This window comes from Streptomyces sp. NBC_00425 (assembly GCF_036030735.1).
In the GTDB taxonomy this organism is placed as follows: Bacteria; Actinomycetota; Actinomycetes; order Streptomycetales; family Streptomycetaceae; genus Streptomyces.
The window spans coordinates 492,818-512,174 of the sequence record NZ_CP107928.1 but is presented as its reverse complement, the minus strand read 5'-3'; the positions used below and the strand labels follow the sequence as shown (position 1 = coordinate 512,174).

15 protein-coding genes and 4 pseudogenes are annotated in these 19,357 nt (G+C 69.7%); 12 read left to right on the top strand and 7 right to left on the bottom strand.

Going from position 1 to position 19,357, the window contains the following annotated elements; translation table 11 throughout:
• Positions 1 to 224: 224 nt before the first annotated feature.
• Positions 225 to 581, bottom strand: a complete 357-nt coding sequence (locus tag OHS82_RS02235) for a hypothetical protein (RefSeq protein WP_328433118.1) — start codon at positions 579 to 581, stop codon at positions 225 to 227.
• A 180-nt stretch (positions 582 to 761) separates the two neighbouring features.
• Positions 762 to 2,246, bottom strand: a pseudogene (gene tpg / locus OHS82_RS02230) (telomere-protecting terminal protein Tpg); the annotation flags it as partial.
• Between tpg and OHS82_RS02225 the strand changes: the two are divergent.
• Complete coding sequence (locus OHS82_RS02225) at positions 2,209 to 2,799, top strand: hypothetical protein (RefSeq protein WP_242433000.1); 591 nt, start codon at positions 2,209 to 2,211, stop codon at positions 2,797 to 2,799. The pseudogene tpg and the gene OHS82_RS02225 sit on opposite strands and share 38 nt — an antisense overlap.
• A 32-nt stretch (positions 2,800 to 2,831) precedes the next feature.
• A pseudogene (locus tag OHS82_RS02220) lies at positions 2,832 to 3,050 on the top strand (GNAT family N-acetyltransferase); the annotation flags it as partial.
• Between the two features lie 189 nt (positions 3,051 to 3,239).
• On the opposite strand, the gene OHS82_RS02215 reads toward OHS82_RS02220, so the two are convergent.
• The 3 genes from OHS82_RS02215 to OHS82_RS02205 all read right to left on the bottom strand — a co-directional run bounded on the left by OHS82_RS02215 (position 3,240) and on the right by OHS82_RS02205 (position 5,996).
• Positions 3,240 to 3,956 (bottom strand): peptidoglycan recognition protein family protein, encoded by a 717-nt coding sequence (locus OHS82_RS02215; RefSeq protein ID WP_057575002.1) that lies wholly within the window; start codon positions 3,954 to 3,956, stop codon positions 3,240 to 3,242.
• Between the two features lie 90 nt (positions 3,957 to 4,046).
• Positions 4,047 to 4,184 (bottom strand): hypothetical protein, encoded by a 138-nt coding sequence (locus tag OHS82_RS02210; protein ID WP_199863680.1) that lies wholly within the window; start codon positions 4,182 to 4,184, stop codon positions 4,047 to 4,049.
• A gap of 528 nt (positions 4,185 to 4,712) precedes the next feature.
• Positions 4,713 to 5,996 (bottom strand): MFS transporter, encoded by a 1,284-nt coding sequence (locus tag OHS82_RS02205; RefSeq protein ID WP_328433117.1) that lies wholly within the window; start codon positions 5,994 to 5,996, stop codon positions 4,713 to 4,715.
• A 611-nt stretch (positions 5,997 to 6,607) separates the two neighbouring features.
• Between OHS82_RS02205 and OHS82_RS02200 the strand changes: the two genes are divergently transcribed.
• The 5 genes from OHS82_RS02200 to OHS82_RS02180 all read left to right on the top strand — a co-directional run bounded on the left by OHS82_RS02200 (position 6,608) and on the right by OHS82_RS02180 (position 12,566).
• Positions 6,608 to 7,954 carry a flavin-containing monooxygenase gene (locus OHS82_RS02200; RefSeq protein ID WP_328433116.1) on the top strand — a complete coding sequence of 449 codons (1,347 nt, stop codon included), beginning with the start codon at positions 6,608 to 6,610 and terminating at the stop codon, positions 7,952 to 7,954.
• The gene (locus tag OHS82_RS02195; RefSeq protein ID WP_328433115.1) at positions 7,951 to 8,829 is read left to right on the top strand and encodes an SDR family NAD(P)-dependent oxidoreductase; all 879 of its coding nucleotides are present in this window, start codon (positions 7,951 to 7,953) and stop codon (positions 8,827 to 8,829) included. Before OHS82_RS02200 ends, OHS82_RS02195 begins: the two co-directional genes overlap by 4 nt.
• A complete protein-coding gene (locus tag OHS82_RS02190) occupies positions 8,826 to 10,253 on the top strand; it encodes an aldehyde dehydrogenase family protein (protein WP_328433114.1) in 1,428 nt (475 codons plus the stop codon). Before OHS82_RS02195 ends, OHS82_RS02190 begins: the two co-directional genes overlap by 4 nt.
• Positions 10,254 to 10,314: 61 nt before the next feature.
• On the top strand, positions 10,315 to 11,433 hold the full coding sequence (locus OHS82_RS02185; protein WP_057575006.1) for an AraC family transcriptional regulator: 1,119 nt from the start codon (positions 10,315 to 10,317) through the stop codon (positions 11,431 to 11,433).
• A gap of 386 nt (positions 11,434 to 11,819) precedes the next feature.
• Entirely contained in the window at positions 11,820 to 12,566 is a 747-nt protein-coding gene (locus OHS82_RS02180) for a nucleotidyltransferase domain-containing protein (RefSeq protein WP_057575007.1), read from the top strand.
• Positions 12,567 to 12,603: 37 nt separating this feature from the next.
• Here the strand turns inward: OHS82_RS02180 and OHS82_RS43365 are convergent.
• Positions 12,604 to 12,699, bottom strand: a pseudogene (locus OHS82_RS43365) (IS21-like element helper ATPase IstB); the annotation flags it as partial.
• Here OHS82_RS43365 and OHS82_RS02175 point away from each other — a divergent pair.
• Positions 12,674 to 12,958 carry a MerR family DNA-binding protein gene (locus tag OHS82_RS02175; protein ID WP_079040999.1) on the top strand — a complete coding sequence of 95 codons (285 nt, stop codon included), beginning with the start codon at positions 12,674 to 12,676 and terminating at the stop codon, positions 12,956 to 12,958. The pseudogene OHS82_RS43365 and the gene OHS82_RS02175 sit on opposite strands and share 26 nt — an antisense overlap.
• A gap of 1,073 nt (positions 12,959 to 14,031) precedes the next feature.
• On the opposite strand, the gene OHS82_RS02170 is transcribed toward OHS82_RS02175, so the two are convergent.
• Entirely contained in the window at positions 14,032 to 14,574 is a 543-nt protein-coding gene (locus OHS82_RS02170) for a hypothetical protein (protein ID WP_057575008.1), read from the bottom strand.
• 338 nt (positions 14,575 to 14,912) lie between these two features.
• On the opposite strand from OHS82_RS02170, the gene OHS82_RS02165 reads away from it, so the two are divergent.
• The 4 genes and pseudogenes from OHS82_RS02165 (at position 14,913) to fxsT (ending at position 19,141) form a co-directional block, all read left to right on the top strand.
• Complete coding sequence (locus OHS82_RS02165; RefSeq protein WP_328433113.1) at positions 14,913 to 15,791, top strand: tyrosine-type recombinase/integrase; 879 nt, start codon at positions 14,913 to 14,915, stop codon at positions 15,789 to 15,791.
• Positions 15,788 to 16,116 (top strand): annotated as a pseudogene (locus OHS82_RS02160) (helix-turn-helix domain-containing protein). Before OHS82_RS02165 ends, OHS82_RS02160 begins: the two are co-directional and overlap by 4 nt.
• 277 nt (positions 16,117 to 16,393) lie before the next feature.
• Positions 16,394 to 16,579: a hypothetical protein gene (locus OHS82_RS02155; protein WP_107105102.1), complete on the top strand. Its 186-nt coding sequence runs from the start codon at positions 16,394 to 16,396 to the stop codon at positions 16,577 to 16,579.
• A 123-nt stretch (positions 16,580 to 16,702) separates the two neighbouring features.
• Positions 16,703 to 19,141, top strand: coding sequence for an FxSxx-COOH system tetratricopeptide repeat protein (gene fxsT / locus OHS82_RS02150; RefSeq protein ID WP_328433112.1), 2,439 nt, complete (start codon positions 16,703 to 16,705; stop codon positions 19,139 to 19,141).
• Positions 19,142 to 19,357 lie beyond the last annotated feature (216 nt).

The window sequence follows — 19,357 nt, the reverse complement described above, 5'->3', positions numbered from 1 at the left end:
AGCAGTGCGCGATCCCGGTCGTGGCGCAGCGCGGCGAAGATGTCGTTGAAGCGGCCGTCGGGAATCCGCCGCGGGAGACGATGGGGGACCGAGGGCCGGTAGCGGCCGCCGGATGACTGCCGGGCCGACCGGCCGGCTGCCGTCGGCAACCGACGCCGCTCCCGCGGGGCGGAAAGCAAGACGGTCCGCCGAATAGATCGGCGGACCGTCGCGAAGGATCGATGTTAGGGGATCGGGTCCTCTGTCGTAATCGCGTCGCGCGTCACTTCGAAGGAGGATTCTGCTTCCGGGTCACGTTCCATCATGCGTTCCCAGAAATCTCCTGAGATCCATTCTTTCGGTCCAAGACTCAGGCCGGCTTGCTGGCTGATCTCGATACTCCACTGGGAAGGGATGATGTCAGATACCTGCTCGAAGTACTTTCCGCTGTATAGGCCTGCCAGGTCCTCTGGTGAGTGTTCGATCCGCAGGGAAGAAGAACCGTCGCTGCGTACGTTGAGTTCGAGTACGACGTATTCTCGCCCAACGGTGAGGTGGTATCTTCCGTCTATTGGTTTGGGGGGCGCATCTGAGGCGCCCAAATATCGCACTCTCAATTTCTCTGTCCTCCGCCGAACTTTACCTTGTAGTCGTAGTAGTAGACTTCTCCAGTCACTTCGTTCATGTAGAAGTGAATGTCGAAGGTCGTCCGTAACACCCCTGCTGCCACAACTCTCCCCGGCATCCGTTCCTGCTCTCCCGTCCCGGCGCCCCCGACCGGTCTACAGCTCGAACTCGAGGTCGACGAGATCTTTGAGTTCGACTTCGAGGCCGTGGGCGCGGCGGCCGTTGTCGCGGAAGTAGACCTCGCCCAGAACCTCGGCGGCGACCTGGAGGAGGTCGTCCTCGTCCATGCCGGCCTCGCGGGCCTCGAAAAGGCGGGCGGCGTGCCGGGGGTGCAGGGCGAGGGTGAGGTGACGCACCCGGGCCTGGTCGGTGCTGTTGCCGGCGGCGGTGTAGCCGAACCTCGCTTGTACATTGATCATGATGCCGTTCGCGGAGGCGGCGGCCTGCTTTGCCCGGGCCCTGATCTGCGGCTGCCAGCGTGCGCGGACCTCGCCCTGAAGCCGCTCGGCGAGCTCCGGCCGGGGATCACGGCTCTTGTAGCCGTCCATCGCCTCCAGGAAGTCGGCCGGGGACAGCTTCTCCGCGACGCCGAGGTCCGCCATGGCGGCGACATAGGCATCGCGCAGCCGCTTGTACCAGCCGTCCAGGAACCGGCCGCTCTCACGGCGCACCCAGGCCTCCACGGGCGCGACGTCGTAGCCGAGCTCGACGGCGTACGCCACGGTGGGCGTGGCGTACCAGGCCGCTCCCGTCGGGGGTTCGCCGGTCGGCGTGAACGGGTTGGGCATCAGCGCGGCGTCGAGGGCGCGCCACTGCTTGCCGACCTTCACCCGGGACAGGTCGACGTGGGAGAGGTCGACCAGCCAGGAGCCGGGCACCGCCGCGTCGAAGACCGGACCGGTGACGTGCACGGGCGGCGTGGCCAGGCCGACGACGGCGCCGTTGGCGGCCGCGCCGAAGGCGAGGTTCACATCCAGGCCGACCAGGTGCCGCTGCATGCACTCGGCATCGGTCAGATCCCGCGCCCAGTCGTAGGCCTCCTCGAACAGCCTCTCGCCGGGCCCGCGCACGTGGAAGCGGGGCAGGTGCGCCAGGACGGGGTGTCCGTCGGTCGCCTCGCACGGCGCGGGGTCCATCGGCTCCGTTCCCAGCGAGCCGGGCCGGTGCTCGCGGTGCCGTCTGCCGTTCTCGTCCGGTTCGCTCGCGCGGGTCGGCGGATTGAGTGTGGTCATCAGCTGCAGTCCCGTCACCGCGGTGGGGCCGACCGGCGTCATCACCCGGGCCGCGTACACCCCCAGCACCCGGGCGAGTTCTGCGGGCTCCAGCTGGGCGGCGTGTCCCCAGGCGCGATCGTCGAGGGCGCGCCAGGAGGGGATGCACAGCTGCACGCACTGCCGGCGGCCGCCTACGGCGGGGCGGTAGATCCGCGCCCACGGCCCCAGCCCCCGCTTGGTCAGCTGCCGATCCGCGCGCTCAAGCTGCCTGATGACCTTGTGCCCCTCCGGCAGCCGCCCGGCGAGGCGCTCGGACTCCGACAGTGCGGCGGGCAGGCCGTAGCGCTCGCACGCGGCTTCGGTGAGGACCAGCAGCGGGTCGGCGTCCTTGCCCGAGCCGTGCAGCTTCTCCGCCCCAACCGGCGCAAAGGGCACGATCCGGGCGCTTACCACCGCCACCGACGCGCACGTCCGTCCTGCCGCCGTCGCCGCGCTGTGGGCCCTCGACGGCGGCCTGGCCGAGCTCCTACCTCTTTTGCTCCCCCTCCTCGACGACCGCATCACCTTCCGGATCAGTGATGCGGCTGATCTGCTCGGCGAGATCGGCCCGTCCGCCTCCATCGCACTGCCGCGCCTGCGTAACCTCCTGACGCAGGAATACGAATGGGTCCGGGTGCATTGCGCGGCCGCGCTCTGGGAGGTCGGCGGCAAGGCCGAGGCGCCGGCCGTCCTGGACACCCTGCTGTTGGCCATGGCCCAGAACTCGGCGACGGCCAATCACGTCGTGGCCTGTCTGGACCGCATGGGCCCACTCGCGGCACCGGCCCTGCCCCTGCTCCGCGAGCAACTGGCCCAGCCCCGACGCGGTGGCAGGTTCCAGAGCATCGACCACGACGAGGAACTCCAGCGGGTCTGCCGTACCCTCATCGCACGGCTCGACCCTCCAGCCCCGGGAGCCCCCGCCCCGCGAACGGCCTGAGGCTGAGCCAGCCCTCCGGCGTCGACCGGTACCAGGCCACGTTCGCCTGGCTGTGCGACGTCTACATCGCTCGCGGCAGCCGGGGGAAGGGCCTGGGGCACGCTCTGGTCGCCGCCGTCTGCGAGTATCTCGCGCCCTATGGGCTGCGACGCGTGCTGCTGGCCACCGCGGACGCGCACGCGATCTACGCGAAGTCGGGCTTCGCAACCCTGGAGAAGCCCGAGAAGTGGATGACGCTCGGCGCACAGTAAAGGCCGTAACCGGTGAGCCTGGCGGGCGCCGCCCACAGCGCAGGCGGCCCGGCGGGTGGGCAGGGCGCCCAAGAGGCAGCGCTGCCTTGTCAAGCGGGCAGCACGCCTGCTCGCCGCAGACGCCGACTTCTGGTCCGGGAACTACCTGGGACAGATGGACTCGGCGGACCTTGGATTCGTCCCGGCTGGTCAGTGTCGGCGTTCGACCGGTACCGGCTCGGCATCCGGCCGGAGGGTGGGGTGTGTGTCCTTGAAGTGGTCGTACGCCGCCTGCGCCGCAGCCAGGACCTCGTCGTAGATCCGGTCCATGTACGGGCCGGCGCAGACGGTCGAGGACCAGTGGTGGTGGTAGAAGAGGTTGCTCCTGCTGGGGCGCTCGCCGATCACCTCGGCGAAAAGCCAGCCGGCGAGACGTGCCGCGTTCTTCCAGGTGACATCGTCGACCGTCCAGTTGGGCGCGAGCGTTGCGTTCGCCATTTCGATGCTGATCGAGGTCTGGTTGCCGGCCATGTTGCCGACGGCCCAGGCGTACTCGTGCACCTTGACGTACTGAGCGACGGCGCCGGCGGCGTCGACGTCGAAGTGGGCCGAAGCCGGACGTACCGTCCAGACGTCGAGCACACCCTGGTGCGAAAGCCGGCCGGCGTTGTGGTGCAGCGTGACCGACGTCTTCTTGTACGACGTGTGGGTGACGTGGCCCGTCGCGCTGAGCTGGTCGATGAAGTTCGCGACGGGGCAGTCGTAGGGGATGGTGGCGGTCGCTTGCTGGCCGGGAGCCGCGTCGTCCTCGCCGACGAAGTCGCTCTCCGGAAGGTCGTCAAGGTTGTCGGTGCCGGGTCCATCGCCGGTGTCGGTCCTCTCGATGGCCGCCTTCACGTCCTCGTCGCCGACGTTCTTCTCGGGCATGACGCCGTCCTTTCAGTTGCACAACTTCGCGTCACAGATGGTCCAGGGGCCCGACGAGGAGGAGATGCGGCGCGATGGCCACGAGTCGGGTCAGGTACGGCCCATCAGGCGTCGGCCCGCGCGCGCCGTGTCCGCGAACTGGCCCACGGGGACGACGCTGTACGAACCGTTGGCGGAGGCGTGGTCGATGAGCGTGAGGTCGGGGCGGTAGACGCCGACCTTGATCATGGAAATCGGCTAGTCCCCGCTGATGGTTCGCACACGCCCGTGCACGCGAGTCTCCTCTCGGGCGCGGCCGGAGTCGACGAACGCAAATCTGGGTGCAATGCAGATTTCTGAGAGGCCGTTCAGCGTTCAGGCCGTCTGATTCCAGGTTCGCCCCGTGTGCAAACCCTGTCAATTTCGGTCGGCGCGCGTCCGCGCTGCGCAGCGCCTCCGGCCTCACACCACCCGCTTCAGAGGGTCCGATGGCGGCCGCCCTGGCCATCTCGACCAGGTCCGGCCTGCTCGCCCCACTTGTGTGCGGCTTGACGGAGTACTGGGCCTTGCCCGCTTCGGCGGGGTGCATCGTCCGCTGAGAGCCTTCGTCGTCGGTGTTCTGCCGGGGCGTGAGGCGGTGTCCGCGGAGGGCGGCGGTCAGCTGAGCCATGGTCTTGCCGCATCAGCAGTCGCATGACGATCACGGCACCGTCGATCGACAGAACCGAGTCGGGGCGCGGAGTGTCCGGGGACGGCCGGCCGGGCGGGGAAACGCGGTCAGGGCCTACGACCTCTGTCCACGGCCACGGGGACGACGTGGGCCGAGCCCGGGCGGCGGGTTGTCCACGCATGCGGCGGCCCGGGCGCGGTCGGGCGGAAGAAGCGCGCCATGGCCACCAGGGCCACGGCGAGGGCGGCGGGTATCGCGTAGGCGATGCGGAAGTGGCCCGTAGCCCCCAGACCCCCGCTCGCACCGGCTCCGACGAGCACGCCGACGTAGTTGAAGACGTTGAGCCGGGCCAGCACCGTCTCGGGGGCACCGGGTCGCAGCCGGCCGGCCGCGGCGACGCACAACGGTGTCAGGGCGCAGACTCCGAGGCCCGCGCAGCATGCCGCGACGACCGCGTACGGCCAGCTCGGGGCCACCGCCAGACCGGCCAGGGCGACGGCCGCGAGCAGGGCCGCGGCGCGGACCACCGCCACCGGCCCGACCCGGCGCACCATCAGGTCGGCGCCCACCCTGCCGGTCACCGTGCCCGCCTGGTAGGCCGCGTACGCGAGCGGCGCAGCGGCCAGGGACGCGGCGAGCGTCTGGTGAAGGTAGGCCGTCGACCAGGCCGAGACCGTGGAGTCGACGACGTAGGCGACGAGCAGAACGACACCGAAGGGGACGAGCCGCGCCCACACCCGCGGCCCCGGGATCGTGTCGTCCGGCGCCGGGCGGTCGCTGGACGAGGAGGGCACGGGCGTGAGGGCGTGGGGCCGGGCGGTCAACGCCAGGAGGGCCACGAGTACGGCGTGCGCGGTCAGGACGTGCTGGACAGGCCAGCCCAGCCCGGAGAGGCCCGCCGTCAGCAGCGCGGCTGCCACGCCCGCGGCACTCCATGCGGCGTAGAAGGAGGAGAGGATGCTGCGCCCGTAGTGGCGTTCGACGGTGGCCGCGCGGGTGTTGACGGACACATCGATGGCGCCCAGCGCCAGCCCGAAGAGGACGTAGGCCGCCGAGGCGGCGGCTCGGCCGGGTGCCCACGCCACGGCCAACAGGGTCGCGGCCGCGGTCAGAACCGCCGCGCGCATGACGGCGACGGGACCCGAGCGGCGTACGGCGGCCAGACCCGCGAAGCTGCCGGCGCCCGCAGCCAGGGTCAGGGCGATCGTGAGGGCGGTCATCGTCAGGGACGACAGCCCCAGACGGCTCTCCACGGCGGGCACGGTGGTGGACACGGCGGCCACCGCCACGCCCTGGGCGGCGAACACGGTGGCCGCGACCCGACGGGCTCCCGCGAGCGGGCCGCCGCCCGCGGACCGGGGCGGAGCCGTCGCTCCGACGGATGCGGTCATGGGGGACCCTCTTCCTGTCACGGACCGTGGACGGGCCGGCGTGTGCGAATTGGAGCAACCGTAGAAATCCGGACCGACCCACCGGAGGACACCGTCGGCCACACGGGGGACCCTGGCGGCCGACGGCGGACGGCCCGGGGCCGAAAGCCGATGACTTCGGGGTCAAGAGCTCACGGCGGCTGGTGCCGTGGAGCCGACGGTTCGGGTGGCTGGGAGCTGATGGCTCGGGCGGCAGGAAGCCGACAGCCCAGGAGCCAGGAGCGAAGGGTCCGGACCGAGGAACCGACGGCCCGGGCGACCAGGAGCCAACAGCCCGACAGTCAAGAGCGACAGGCCCAGGGGCAGGGGCAGGGGGTGCGCGTGGCCGGAAGGGGACGGCCGGGGGCAGGGAGTCAACAGTCCGGCCGTCGGAAGACGGACGGGCTGGGGGTGTCTCGCGGGGCAGGTTCGCCGTCGGCCGGGTGGCAGGGGCATCGGTCTGTGGCACGCCGGGGCGGTCAGTGGGCTGGCCGCTGCAGTCCCCTTTGTGGCCGCACGGGCCAGTCCGCCGGTGCTTGCGCGCTGCCTAAGTTTCTCCCACGCCGACAGTGGCGACGAGAGGAGGTGGACTCGTGAAGGAGTCCGAAATCGACACATGTGTCATCGGTGCCGGTCCCGCTGGGCTGGCAGTGGCACGGGCGCTCGGTGAGCGACGGCTTCCCTACACGCACATCGAGCGGCACACCGGTCCGGGTGGCCTGTGGGACATCGACAACCCGGGCAGCCCGATGTACGAGTCGGCCCATTTCGTCTCCAGCAAGACCGTCTCGGGCTTCGGAGGCTGGCCGATGCCCGACCACTTCGCCGACTACCCGCCGCAGCGGCAGATCCTGTCGTATCTGACGTCGTTCGCCGACGCGTACGGGCTCTCGGAACGCATCGAGTTCGGCACCGCGGTGCGCGACATAGCGAAGAACGCGGACGGCACCTGGACGGTCACCCGTGCCGACGGGCGCCCCAGTCGGCACGCGCAGGTGGTGGTCTGCACCGGCTCGCAGTGGCACCCCAACATCCCCGAGATCCCGGGTGACTTCAGCGGCGAGATCCGGCACACGCTCGGCTACCGCAGCAGCGACGAACTGCGCGGCAAGCGGGTCCTGGTGGTCGGCGCGGGCAACTCGGGCTGCGACATCGGCTGCGACGCGGCCCGTGCCGCCGACCACGCGGAGATCAGCATGCGCCGCGGTTACTGGTTCATCCCCAAGCACCTGTTCGGCAGGCCCGTGGACACCCTCGAAGGTGTCGGGCCCCGGATGCCGAAGTGGCTGGAGCAGAGGCTGTTCGGCACGCTCCTGCGGATCGTCAACGGCGATCCGACCCGCCTCGGCCTGCAGAAGCCGGACCACAAGCTCTTCGAGGCCCACCCCACGGTCAACTCGATGCTCCTGCACCACCTGCAGCACGGCGACATCACCGCGCGGCCGGGCGTCCTGCGCGCCGAGGGCCGCACCGTCCACTTCACCGACGGCAGCAGGAACGACTTCGACCTGATCCTGCTGGCGACCGGCTATGTGCACAAAGTGCCCGTCGCGCAAACCTACTTCGGCGACGAGCAGCACCCCGACCTGTACCTGTCGTCGTTCTCCCGCGAGCACGAGGGGCTGTTCGGCGTCGGCTTCATCGAGACCAACTCCGGCGCCTACCAACTCTTCGACGCCCAGGCGCAGCTGATCGCCGGCTTCGTCCAGGACACCCGCCGGGGCCTGCCGAACGCCGCACGGTTCGCCCGCATGATTCGCAGCGACCGCCCGGACCTGACCGGCGGTCTGCGGTTCGTGGACTCCCCGCGCCACACCGGCTACGTCGACAGCGCCGCGTACACCAAGTACCTCACCAAGACCGCCGCCGCCATGGGCTGGCCCACCGAGGGACGACCTCCGGCCATGCGGGCCGACCGCAGCAAGGAGACGGTGGCATGAGCGGCTACGACTACACCGGCAAGGTGATGCTGGTGACCGGCGGCGCGGGTGGCATCGGCAGCGCGCTGTGCCGGCGGTTCGCGATCGGCGGCGCGGTGTGCGTCGTCGTCGACATCGCCGGTGAGCGCGCGCGGCGGGTCGCAGAATCCCTGCCCGGCGCCGGTCACCTGGGCCTCGGCTGCGACCTGCTGGACCGGGCCGGGGTCGCGGACCTCTTCGAACAGGTCGCCGCCGCCTTCGGCCGCCTCGATGTGCTGGTCAACAACGTCGGTATGACCAGCACCGAGCGGTTCGACGTGCGCACGGTGGAGAGCATCGAGAGGGAGATCGACCTCAACATGATCTCCCCGCTGGTGGCCACCCGGCTGGCCGTTCCCCTGCTGATGGCCTCCGCCGATCCCCGCGTCGTCACCACCGTGTCCCTCGCCGGCATCTTCCCCCAGGGGGAGACTCCGATCTACGCGGCGTCGAAGTTCGGGCTGCGCGGCGCGATGCTGTCCATCGCCCTCGACCTGGGCACCAAGGGCATTCGCGTCGGCTCGGTGCTGCCGTCGGCCACCGACACCCCGATGCTGCGCCGGGAGGCCGTCGACGGCGGCAACTCCCTGCAGTTCCAGGACCCGCCGCAGCAGCCGTCCGGCGTCGTCGCCGCGGTGGTGAGCCTGCTCGACCGGCCGCGGCTCGAGGCGTATCCACGCGTCGGCGAATCGGTCATGGTCCGCTTCTCCATGCTCATGCCGAACCTTCTGCCACGGCTTCTGCCGCTCTTCCGCAAACGCGGCGAGCGTGGCCTGGCCCGGTATCTGGAGGATCTGCGCCGCAGAGGACTGGCCCGGCAGGTCGACGGCCGCTGGGAACTGGTGCAGGAGGCATGACCGTGGCCACGCATACGAACGACCGCCTGCTCACCGTCATCAACCCGGCCACCGGGGAGACCCTCGACACCCTGCCCGCCGCCACCGCGGGCGAGGTGGACACGGCCGTGGACCAGGCGCAGCGCGCCTTCGACAGCGGGGTGTGGGCGGCTCGGCCGCCCCGGGAGCGGGCCGCGGTCCTGCTGCGCCTCGCCGAGCTGATGGAACGCGACGCCGAGATCCTGGCCCGCCTGGACTGCGAGGACGCGGGCAAACCCATCACGGAGTGCCGTACCGGCGATGTGCCAGGCGCGATCGAGTCGATCCGCTGGTTCGCGGAGGTGGCCGACAAGGTCTTCGGCCGCACCGCCCCCACCAGCCATGACCACCTGGGTCTGATGAGCCGGGAACCCGTCGGAGCGGTCGCCGCCGTCCTCCCCTGGAACTACCCGCTCGCCATGGCCGCCTGGAAGATCGGGCCCGCCCTCGCCGCGGGCAACAGCCTGCTGCTCAAGCCTGCCGAGGCGACCCCGCGCTCGGCCCTCCACGTGGCCCGGCTGGCGACGGAGGCGGGGCTGCCGGACGGCACCCTCGCCGTGCTGCCCGGCTACGGCGCGGAAGCCGGCCGGGCGCTCGCCCGCCACCCCGGGATCGGCGCGCTCTCGTTCACCGGCTCGACGGCGACCGGACGGCGGATCCTGGCCGACGCCGCGGAGACCAACTTCAAGCGGGTCTCCCTGGAGATGGGCGGCAAGAGCCCCCAGGTGCTCATGCCGGACGCGCTCGACTTCGACGTCGACCTCATCGACGACATGATCGAGGCCGCGTTCCTGACGATGGGACAGAACTGCACGGCCGGCTCCCGGATCCTGGTCCACGAGGACATCGCCGCCCAGGTCGTGGAACGGTTCACGGCCGCCGCCGGGGCCCTGGTCATCGGCGACCCGGCCGAGCCGGACACCCGCACGGGACCGCTGATCAGCACTGCGGCGCGAGACCGGGTCGCCGGCGCCGTGGACGAGGCGGTCGCCGCCGGAGCCGTGGCCCACACCGCCGGGTTGCCGGCGGGCCTGCACCCGCACGGGGCCTACTACCCGCCCACCGTCGTCGTCGGCGCCACCGACGGCAGCCGGGTCCTCACGGAGGAACTGTTCGGTCCCGTGGTCACCGTCCAGACCTTCGCCTCCGAGCAGGAGGCGATCCGGACGGCGAACGCCACCCCTTACGGCCTTGCCGCCTCACTGTGGACCCACGACCTCGACACCGCCTTCCGCCTCGCCCGTGGCATCCAGGCCGGAGTGGTCTCCGTCAACTCCTACAGCGAGGGCGACATCACCGCCCCCTTCGGCGGCTGGAAGCAGTCCGGATTCGGCGGGGCGGAGCGGTCCACGGACGCCTTCGCGCAGTGGACCAGGGAGAAGACCGTCTGGATCCGTACCCGCTAGCGGGGCCGAAACCGGACGCAGATGCCTAAAGTGGCCGCGAGTACGGCCCTGGAGAGAAGCCATGACCGAGGCAACCCGTCCGGAGAACGGCACCACCCGCAGCACGTCGGCGACGATCGCCCCGAACATCCTGCGCTACCTGGACCAGATCACCGAGGAGTACGGAGTCGACCTACAGCCGGAACTGGACGAGGTCGGTCTCACCGAGACCCTGATGCGCTCGGCGGCCCTGCGCGTCTCCTACCGCCAGGGCAGTGCCGTCATCCGGCGCGCTGTCGAACTCACCGGGGACGAGAACCTGGGCCTGCGGGTCGGAGCCGCACAGCACCTCACCGCCTGGGGGCTGCTGGGCTTCGCCATGCTCGCCAGTGACACCCTCAGGGTCGCCATCGAGGCGGGGGTACGCTTCCAGAACGTGTCCGGGGCCATGACGGTCTGGTCGGCGGGCCGGGAGGGCTCCGACTACGTGGTCCGAGCCGACCTCCCGGACCCCATGGTCGACCCGAACGTCGCCGTCTTCCTTGTCGAGGAGGCGTTCTCGAGCGTCGTCACCCTGGGCCGCCTCGCCGCCGACGCCGGCCTCGCACCCCAGGAGGTCCACTTCGCCTTCGCCGCCCCGCGCGACGTCCGGCCCTTCCGCGACCTCTTCCGCTGCCCCCTGCACTTCGGCGCCTCCCGCAACCGGCTGGTGGTACCGCAGGCATGGATCAACCGGCCGATGCCGGGCCGCGATCCGGTCACCTACGCCTCGACCCTCGAACTCCTCGAAGGGCAGATGGCCTCACGCCGGCGGCAGCAGGACCTGCTGGAGATCCTGGAGATCTCCGTCGCGCAGAGCCTCCCGGTCGTCCCCTCCTTCTCCGAGCAGGCCCGTAGACACGCGTCGAGCGAGCGGACGCTGCGCCGCCGCCTGGCCGACTGCGCCACCTCCTACGAGGCGATCGTCGACGGCGTCCGGCGTGAGCGCGTCGAACAGCTGCTACACCGCCCTCGCCTCACCCTCCGCGAGGTGGCCCGCCAGTCGGGCTTCTCCGACGAACGCGCCCTGCGCCGGGCTGTCCGCCGCTGGCACGGCATGGCACCGTTGCAGCTGCGCGAGGGCTTCTCTTCGCAGACGGCGGGAACAACGCCGAGTCAGGGGCGCGGGGAACTACGTGACCAGCCGCAACCGGACCCGTAGACGAATGCCGCCAGCGGGTGATGGCCATACCATTTCTTCCAGGTCGCGGTGCCGTCCTGCTTGTCTGGCTGTGTAAGCGTCAGCGGGAGGCATTTATCGCTGACTTCGGATGGCGGTTGGTGGGCTACGGACCAGTGAATGTCAGTGAGACTTGAAGTCGCTCATCCGTTCGAGGGTGTGGTACGTGATCGTCGCGTGGCTTCGCGATGGAAGCGATGGAAGCGATGGAGTGATCGATCTGCGTCGAGGCGCAGTGACGGTGGAGCTCGAAATCGGGTGGTCGGATCCGTCTTCCGTGCCTCGGATCCGTCAGGGTTTGTAGCGGTCACGCCGGTGGGTGGAAAATTCCGTCGCCTTTGATCAAAGGGTCTGGAACGCTGACCGTTATGGACGTGAACCCCGTTGACCAGGCGCGACGTGTTGCCCATGGCCGTTTCCCCGATGCGCTGAGCGTGATTCTTGCCGGGTCGACGGCCGCCGGGCGAACCACTGCCAGTAGTGACCTAGACCTTGCGATACTCATCGGGGACGGTGGCGAGACTCGCCGGGAGACGATCCGGTTCGAGGGCCGTGTCGTGGAGTTCTTCGTCCATACCCGTGCCGGTCTCGTGGACCTCTTCGCTGCGGATGTTGCTTCGCGTCGTGCGGTCCTGCAGAGCATGTATGCCACCGGTCTCGTCCTCGTCGATACAAATGGTGAGGCCGGGCGTGCCCGTGCCCTGGCCGAAGCGGACCTCCGCGAGGGTCCGCCGGCACTGGAACCGCAGACAGTCGAAACGAAGAGGTATGGGCTGACGGACGCGCTGGACGATCTCGCCGACACGAGTGACCGATTCGAGCGCCTTGCGGTGGCCGGGTTCGTTCTCAGTGCTGCGGCCGATCTGCTCTGCGACTACCACCACGCGTGGATCGGCGGAGGGAAGTGGCTACCACGGCGTCTTCTGGAGGCGGACGATCAGCGCGGGGCCGCCCTGCTTGAAGGGCACCTGCATCTGTGTGAGTCGGGAGACCCGACGCTGATGATGGACGCAGTATCGGAAATCCTCGACCTTGTCGGCGGGCCGCTTCGCGAGGGCTATCACCGGACCTGGCGGGGCGTCATTGAATCGGTTGCCGCTACTACCGGGCGTTGACAGAAGCTGAGGTCAGGACGGGGAGGGTGTCCACTGATCAGCTGGCATCGGCACGTTCGGCCTGGGCTTTGGTCTGGGCGAGGCGGTAGGAGTCGGTGCCGGTCTCGATGATGTTGCGGGTGAAGCAGATCCGGCACCTGCGCGATGCCGGTCTGTCCTCCGAGGGCATCGCGTACCTGCTGCCCTGCGCGACTGGCGAGGCCCCAGAGCTGCTCGGATGTCCCGAGTTGCTATCCGCGATGCGGTCACGGCTCCAGCCACTGGACGATCAGATGGCCACGCTCGCTCAATCCCGCGACGCCCTTGCCGACTACATTGATGCGGCCGAGCGCATGGGCAGCGAGAGCTATCCACCCTTTGACGATGCCGACCCGGAGCCCGTCCCCGCCTGAGCAGTCGGAGTGCCCGGCTTGCGGACCGTCCCGACCAGCAGCACCGCGCCAGCCTGCCAGACCACCGCCGACGCCCTGGCCTCGACACGAAGACGGCATCAGAGGAGCACGCTTCACCTTGCGAGTGACTTCTTTCCCGCGGTGGACGGAGCCCCGGACAAGCCCCGTCGTCCCAGGCCAGGAGCGCTCTCTGGTCATTTGATCTGGGTGGGTGCCTGGTCGGGGGAGTGGTCGGTTGTTCGGCAATGGTGAACTTCCGGCGTGATTCCGGTGGTCGGGCTGGAGTCTGGCCGGGTGAGCGCTGCGGATGCATCGGGTGGGGCGGGGTGGGTGGATGAGTTCAAACCGGCCCCGGCGCCTGGCCCGGGTGGGGTGCGGGTCCCGCTGTCGACGGGGAGGCGGAGAGGCTGTTCCAGGCGTGGCGGGCATCGTTGCCGCGCACGTCGTGCCGGGGTTTTCTGGTGGCGGCCAGGGAAGACGTGGCGGCGTCTTTGTGGCCGCGGGCGGGCTTGCGGATCAACGAGACGGTCCGCCTCGAGGCCGGGTGATGCGACAACGCGGCGAGGTGCCGTGCCGGGCGTCGCGAGCCGGTGCATCTTTCCGGTCGCAGCGCTAGTTTCGGCCGCCACCCGGGCCACCGCCCTCAGCCCGTCCAAGCAAGCATTCCTCCAACGCCACAACCTGACCGCACTGTTTATGCGACATCCCGTGAGTTCCCCTGACCCCTTGCTGGGGTCCAGAGTCCCTGGCCTGGGGTTTCTCCCTCGTTGGGCTGCTCGGCCAGCTTGTGACGTTACTTCGGAACTCCTGAAGAGTCCTCGTTTCGTATTCGGCCGTTGGCGGCCCCGTCCGCGCCGGAGAGGTCGGTGAGCTGGTGGATCACGTCGTTCCGAGGCTTCTGATCCGTTCGATCCCGGCCAGGGTCCGTGAAGTCCCGGTGACCTCGTGCCCAGGCGCAACCAGCATCGGGACGAGCAGACTGCCGACAGCGCCGGTGGCGCCGGCGACGAAGACACGCAATGGTGGACGGCGGGCCTCCTGCGACAAGATCTCGGAAAACCCGTCCCGTCCGTTCATTCGGTGGATTCGCGGACGGAGTGGGGAGTGAGCGTTTTCACGGTCACCTCGATGCCCGGACATCGCTGTTCCCAGCGGGCGATCAGGGGTTGCAGCCTCCCGGTGTCGATCAGGTCGTAGCGTCCGTGGTAGCCAAGCAGCTGGTCAGTGACCAAGCGCAGTTTCGCGTTGCCGAAGCTGCCACAGGACGACAACCGCCAGGTCATCCGGATCTGCCGGACTGCGGCCGGGTCGAGGTGGACGACGCGTCCGTTGACCAGGCCGAGGTGAAGTTCGTGGTCAGCGTGGTCAGCGTGGACGTCGAGGACGCGGCGCCGGTCCCAGATCCAGAGTGCGATGCCGGCCGGGACCGCCACGGCAACGCCGACGACAAGGATCCATCCCATGTCGATCAGACCACGATCCGGGTCGGCCGACGCCTTGGTCATCGGCCATCCGCAAACCCCGACCAGCACGACCCCGAACAGGGTGAGCCACCGGCGCAGCGAATAGCGCCTGCGGTCTCTGGCGGTCCACAGCACATCCCGCTCGGGGTCCATCGGACCATCGTCGCCGACAGGTTCCCGGAACGAAAGGTGCCTGCATCTGCCTGGCTGTACGACGACTGCGGCATCGATGAGGAGGGCGATCCTGCCCACGATCTCGAACCACTCGACGACTGGTGTCCGAGTAGGAACGGACCAGGAAACCGGTGTTGCTGTCAGAAGTTTTGACAGGCCGTGATCGGCCGAAGCCACCTTCGATCCGAAGGCGCCTGTGACAGCAGAACGGCGAAGGCCTTCGACGCCTCCCAGGTCGGAAGCCCGACGGCACCATCCGCGGGGACGCCGGGCACCTGGACCAGATGCGGGCCCGGTTCGGCCAGCCGCTGTGGGATATGGAGCCGGCCGATGCCGACGGGTACTTCGGGAAGGTGCTGCGGGGCTCGCCGAGCGGCACCCGGCTGGCCCGCGCGCAGGCGCTGACCACGTCCTTCCTGTTCCTGGAGCTGCGGCACAAGGTCGAGATCCACCGGATGACCGGTCGGGTCGTCGAGTGCCCGATCGACGAGATGAACCGCCCGCGGGGATCCAAGGACGCCGCCCTGCGGATCCCGCCGACCGCGCCGGAGATCAAGACACTGTTCACCGGCTGGGGCGGCGAGCTGGCAACCTGCCGCAAGTTCGCCCCCACCGCGCGGAACTACACCGCATCGAAGCTGCTGTCGCAGGTCGGACTCTGGGTGAGCGAGGCATGCGAACTCGACCTGGCCGACGTCAAGTGGGACCTGGGCCGCTTCGGCAAGCTCCATGTCCGCCACGGCAAAGGCGCCCGCGGCTCGGGCCCGCGCGAGCGGATGGTGCCGCTGATCAACGGCGCCGACCGCATGCTGCGGTGGTTCATCGAGGACGTGTGGGGCCAGTTCGACGACGACCACCCCCGCCCCGCCGCCCCTCTGCTCCCCTCCGAGCGCAAGAACACCGACAGCTCCTCGCGCCGCGTCGGCGACGACGCCTTGCGCAACGGTCTGGCCACCGCGGCGAAAGCCCATCTGCCCGGCTGGGCCGACACGCTGACTCCGCACGTCCTGCGGCACTTCTGCGCGTCCGAGCTCTACCTCGGAGGGCTTGATCTGCTCGGGATCCAAGAAGTCCTCGGACACTCATGGATCGCCACCACGATGAAGTACATCCACGTCCAGCAGACCCGGGTCGAGGACGCCTGGGTGACCGGGCAGCAGCGGGCCGCGAAGCGGCTGGAAGGACTGATGGGATGAAGTGGAACCTGCGGCTGACCGCCGCGAACAAGGGATCTGGAAGGCCTCCGAGCTCCAGCGGAGCCTGGCCGAACACGGCTTGGCGATCTCGGCCGGGAAGATGTCCGGCCTGTGGTCGGGCCAGCCGGTCTCCCTCAAGCTGGAGGACCTGGACGTGATCTGTGTCGTGCTCGGCTGCGAGATCGGCGATCTGCTGATTCCCGAGCCAGGGAAAGTCACCCGCCCAGGTCGGCAGGCTGGAGTCCAGGAGGCCACGACCGGCTCGATGGTGGCCCCGGCCGTCGTGCCCAAGCGCCGCGACGGCCGTTCCCTGCCGCCGATGTGACCTGGTCACACCATCATGGGGAAGATCATTGAGAACAAGCCGGCGGCCTGCTGCTCGGGCTGTTTCGCCTGGGGGCAGCTGCCCGGCCGGTTCTGCCGCGGCTGCTGTACGGCTGAAAGACCTTCGGTTTCCTTGAACCCACGGGGATCGAGGCCCCGGTGTCCTGTCTCTGACCCACGGTGCAAAGTAGCCGTCGGCCCTCTGCCTCTCCCCGTTGCTTCACGCCCGGCTTCTTCGTTAGGCCGAACGAGTTGTCGACGGAGGGGCGGGGACGTTCGTGCGTCAGGAGTGGTCACCCGAGGACGTGGTGGCGTGCTGGACGCCGGTAGGCCCTGACTGGGAGCTGGTCGCGAACAGGTCCGGCCCGACCCGGCTCGGGTTCGTGCTGATGCTGATCCGGCTGCTGAACCGGAACAACACCGCCGCCCGCGTCGTGACCACCCGCAACCTTCCATGGACGTGATCCAGGCGGGAGCATCCTGGTGACGGTGGACGGGGGTGGCAGACCATGGGGCGTAGCCGGGGTGCGTGGGCCGGGTCGGCGGTAGCGGGAGGGGCCGCACTGGTGGCGGCTGTGCTGGGCCCGGTGACCAACTACGCCAGTGCCGCGGTGCCTGGCTGGGCGGCGCAGGCGTGGGTGATCTGGCCGGTGTTCGCCGTGCTGGTGGTGGCCAGCATCGGGCTGTTGCTGTGGGGCCGGCATCTGGATGCCGCAGCAAGGCCCCCGGCGCGGCTGGCACCGGTGAGCCGACTGGCCCGAGGCCGGCAGGCTTCGCTACGCCCCCCGCATGTGCAGCGCGTGCGGGGGCGTGAGGGAGAACTCGCCGTGCTGGCAGGCATGCTTCGGCGGCCACAAGGCCGGTTCGCGGTGCTGTGCGCGGTCGGTGGGATGGGCAAGACAACGGTGGCCGCGCAACTGGCCACCCAGGCCGAGGCGGCGGGCTGGCGAGTGTTTTGGGTGCGCTGGCGCGACGGTGCCGAGCTGGCGCAGCAGATGGTGCAGGCGGCGCTGGCCTGCGGCCTGCCAGAGGCAGAGCTGGAGGCCGCGCGAGCGGGGCAGGCGAGCCTGCCGGATGTGGTCTGGCGACAGTTGGGCCGGGTGCGGCGGTGGCTGCTGGTCGTGGACAACGCCGACGAGCCGCACGAGATCGGCCCCGCAGGGGAGCCGGTGGCCGACTATCGCGGCTGGATCCGTCCTCACGGCCGGGGCCTGCTGGTGGTGACCAGCCGGGATGGCAGCGAGCAGACCTGGGGTCCGTGCGCACAGCTGCTGCCACTGGAGCCGCTGCCGGTGCGACCTGCGGGGCAGGTCCTGCTGGACGCTGCTCCCGTGGCCGGCACCGCCGAGCAGGCCCGGGAGCTGGCGGCGCGACTGGGCGGGCTGCCACTGGCGTTGCACGCGGCTGGCACCTATCTGGCCGGACCCACCAGCCGCTACCGCACCTTTGCCGCCTACCGCCAGGCCCTGGAACACGAACTGCGGTTCTTGTTGGGAGCGGCGCACCCGAATGCCTCCCATCCGCAGGTCGCCCGCGCCGTGGTGCGGCACACCTGGGAGGTGTCCTTGGACCAGCTCGCCGGGGAGGGCAACGCTTTGGCCCGACCCCTGTTGCGACTGCTGGCCCTGCTGGCTCAGGCCCCCGTCCCACTGTCCCTGATCACCCCGGACCTCCTATCCGTCGTCACCGGACACGACGTCACCGCGGTGGCCCTGGAGGCCGCGTTCGCCGGCCTGCACCGCTACGGTCTCCTCGGCCTGCCCCACTCTCCCGCCAGCACCGGCCCGGCGTCGGGCAGCAGTGAGGGGGCGCAGGTGGTGCTGCATCCCCTGATCCGAGAGATCAACGCTGTCGCCCTCACAGCCGAGACCTCCGAGCTCGCCGTGTGGCACCGGGCCCTTGCCGAGCGGCTGGCCACGGCCGTGCACGAGGCCGACCAGCGCGGGCGCGCTGGTTGGCCTGCAGCAGTGCTTCTCGCCCCCCACCTGCCTCTGCTGCTCGACTACGCGGACCCGCGCACCGCCACACACCACCGCACCACTCTCAACGCCCTGGCGCAGGTGCTGCGGAAGGCTGGCGCTTTCGGTGCGGCGCGCCTGCTGCATGAACGGGTCCTCGACGTCGAGACCCGCATGCTGGGCCCCGAGCACCCCGATACCTTGACCAGCCGCAACAACCTGGGCAATGCCTTGTTCGGAATGGGAGAGCCGGCCGAGGCGATACGCCTGCTGCGGCAGACCCTGGAGGGCCGCACCCGCATGCTGGGCCCCGAACACCCCGATACCTTGACCAGTCGCAATGACCTCGCATGCGCTTTGGACGGGACGGGTGAGCATGCCGAGGCGGTGGGTCTGCTGCGGCAGACCCTCAACGACCGTACCCGTGTCCTAGGCCCCGAGCATCCGCATACGCTGGCCAGCCGGGACAGCCTCGGTCTCGCCCTGGACGGGATGGGCGAGCACGCACTAGGGGTGCGCCTGCACCGGCAGACCCTGGAGGACCGCATCCGTGTCCTGGGCCCCGAGCACCACCTCACCCTGCTCAGCCGCCACAACCTCGCCAGCGCCCTGACCAGGGCAGGTGAGCAGACGGAAGCGGTACAGCTGCTGCGGCAGGCGCTCAACGACCACGCCCGCATTCTGGGCGACGAGCATCCGCATACGCTGGCCAGCCGGGACAGCCTCGGTCTCGCCCTGGACGGGATGGGCGAGCACGCACAAGCGGTGCGCCTGCACCGGCAGACCCTGGAGGACCGCACCCGCATCCTGGGCCCCGAGCACCCGGACACCCTTGCCAGTCGCCACAACCTCGCTCTCGCTTTGACCAGTGCAGGTGAGCAGGCCGAGGCGATACAGCTGCTGCGCCGAACCCTCGATGACCGCGTCCGCATCCTGGGCGACGAGCACACACATACCTTGAGCACCCGCAACGCGCTGGAGACAGTGCTTGCCATGTCCACCCAACGGCCACAGAGCCGGTGGTGGCACTGGCTGCGGCGCAGGAACGCCGCAGCCAGCGGCGGTTGAGGAGGCCCTGTATCCCCAAGCCGCCACCAAGCGTCAAGTAGCACTCTGTAATTATCGTTCCTTTGTGTGAGCGTAGCGGTGGTCGGGTCGACGGCTGCGAGGGTCGGCAAACGACCGTCTGCCGACACCGGCACCGTTGATCACGAACCCGCAGGTGGGCTGTGTCGGCAACTCGCGCCGAGAATCAACGTCGGTGAACGGTCTGACCGACAGGTT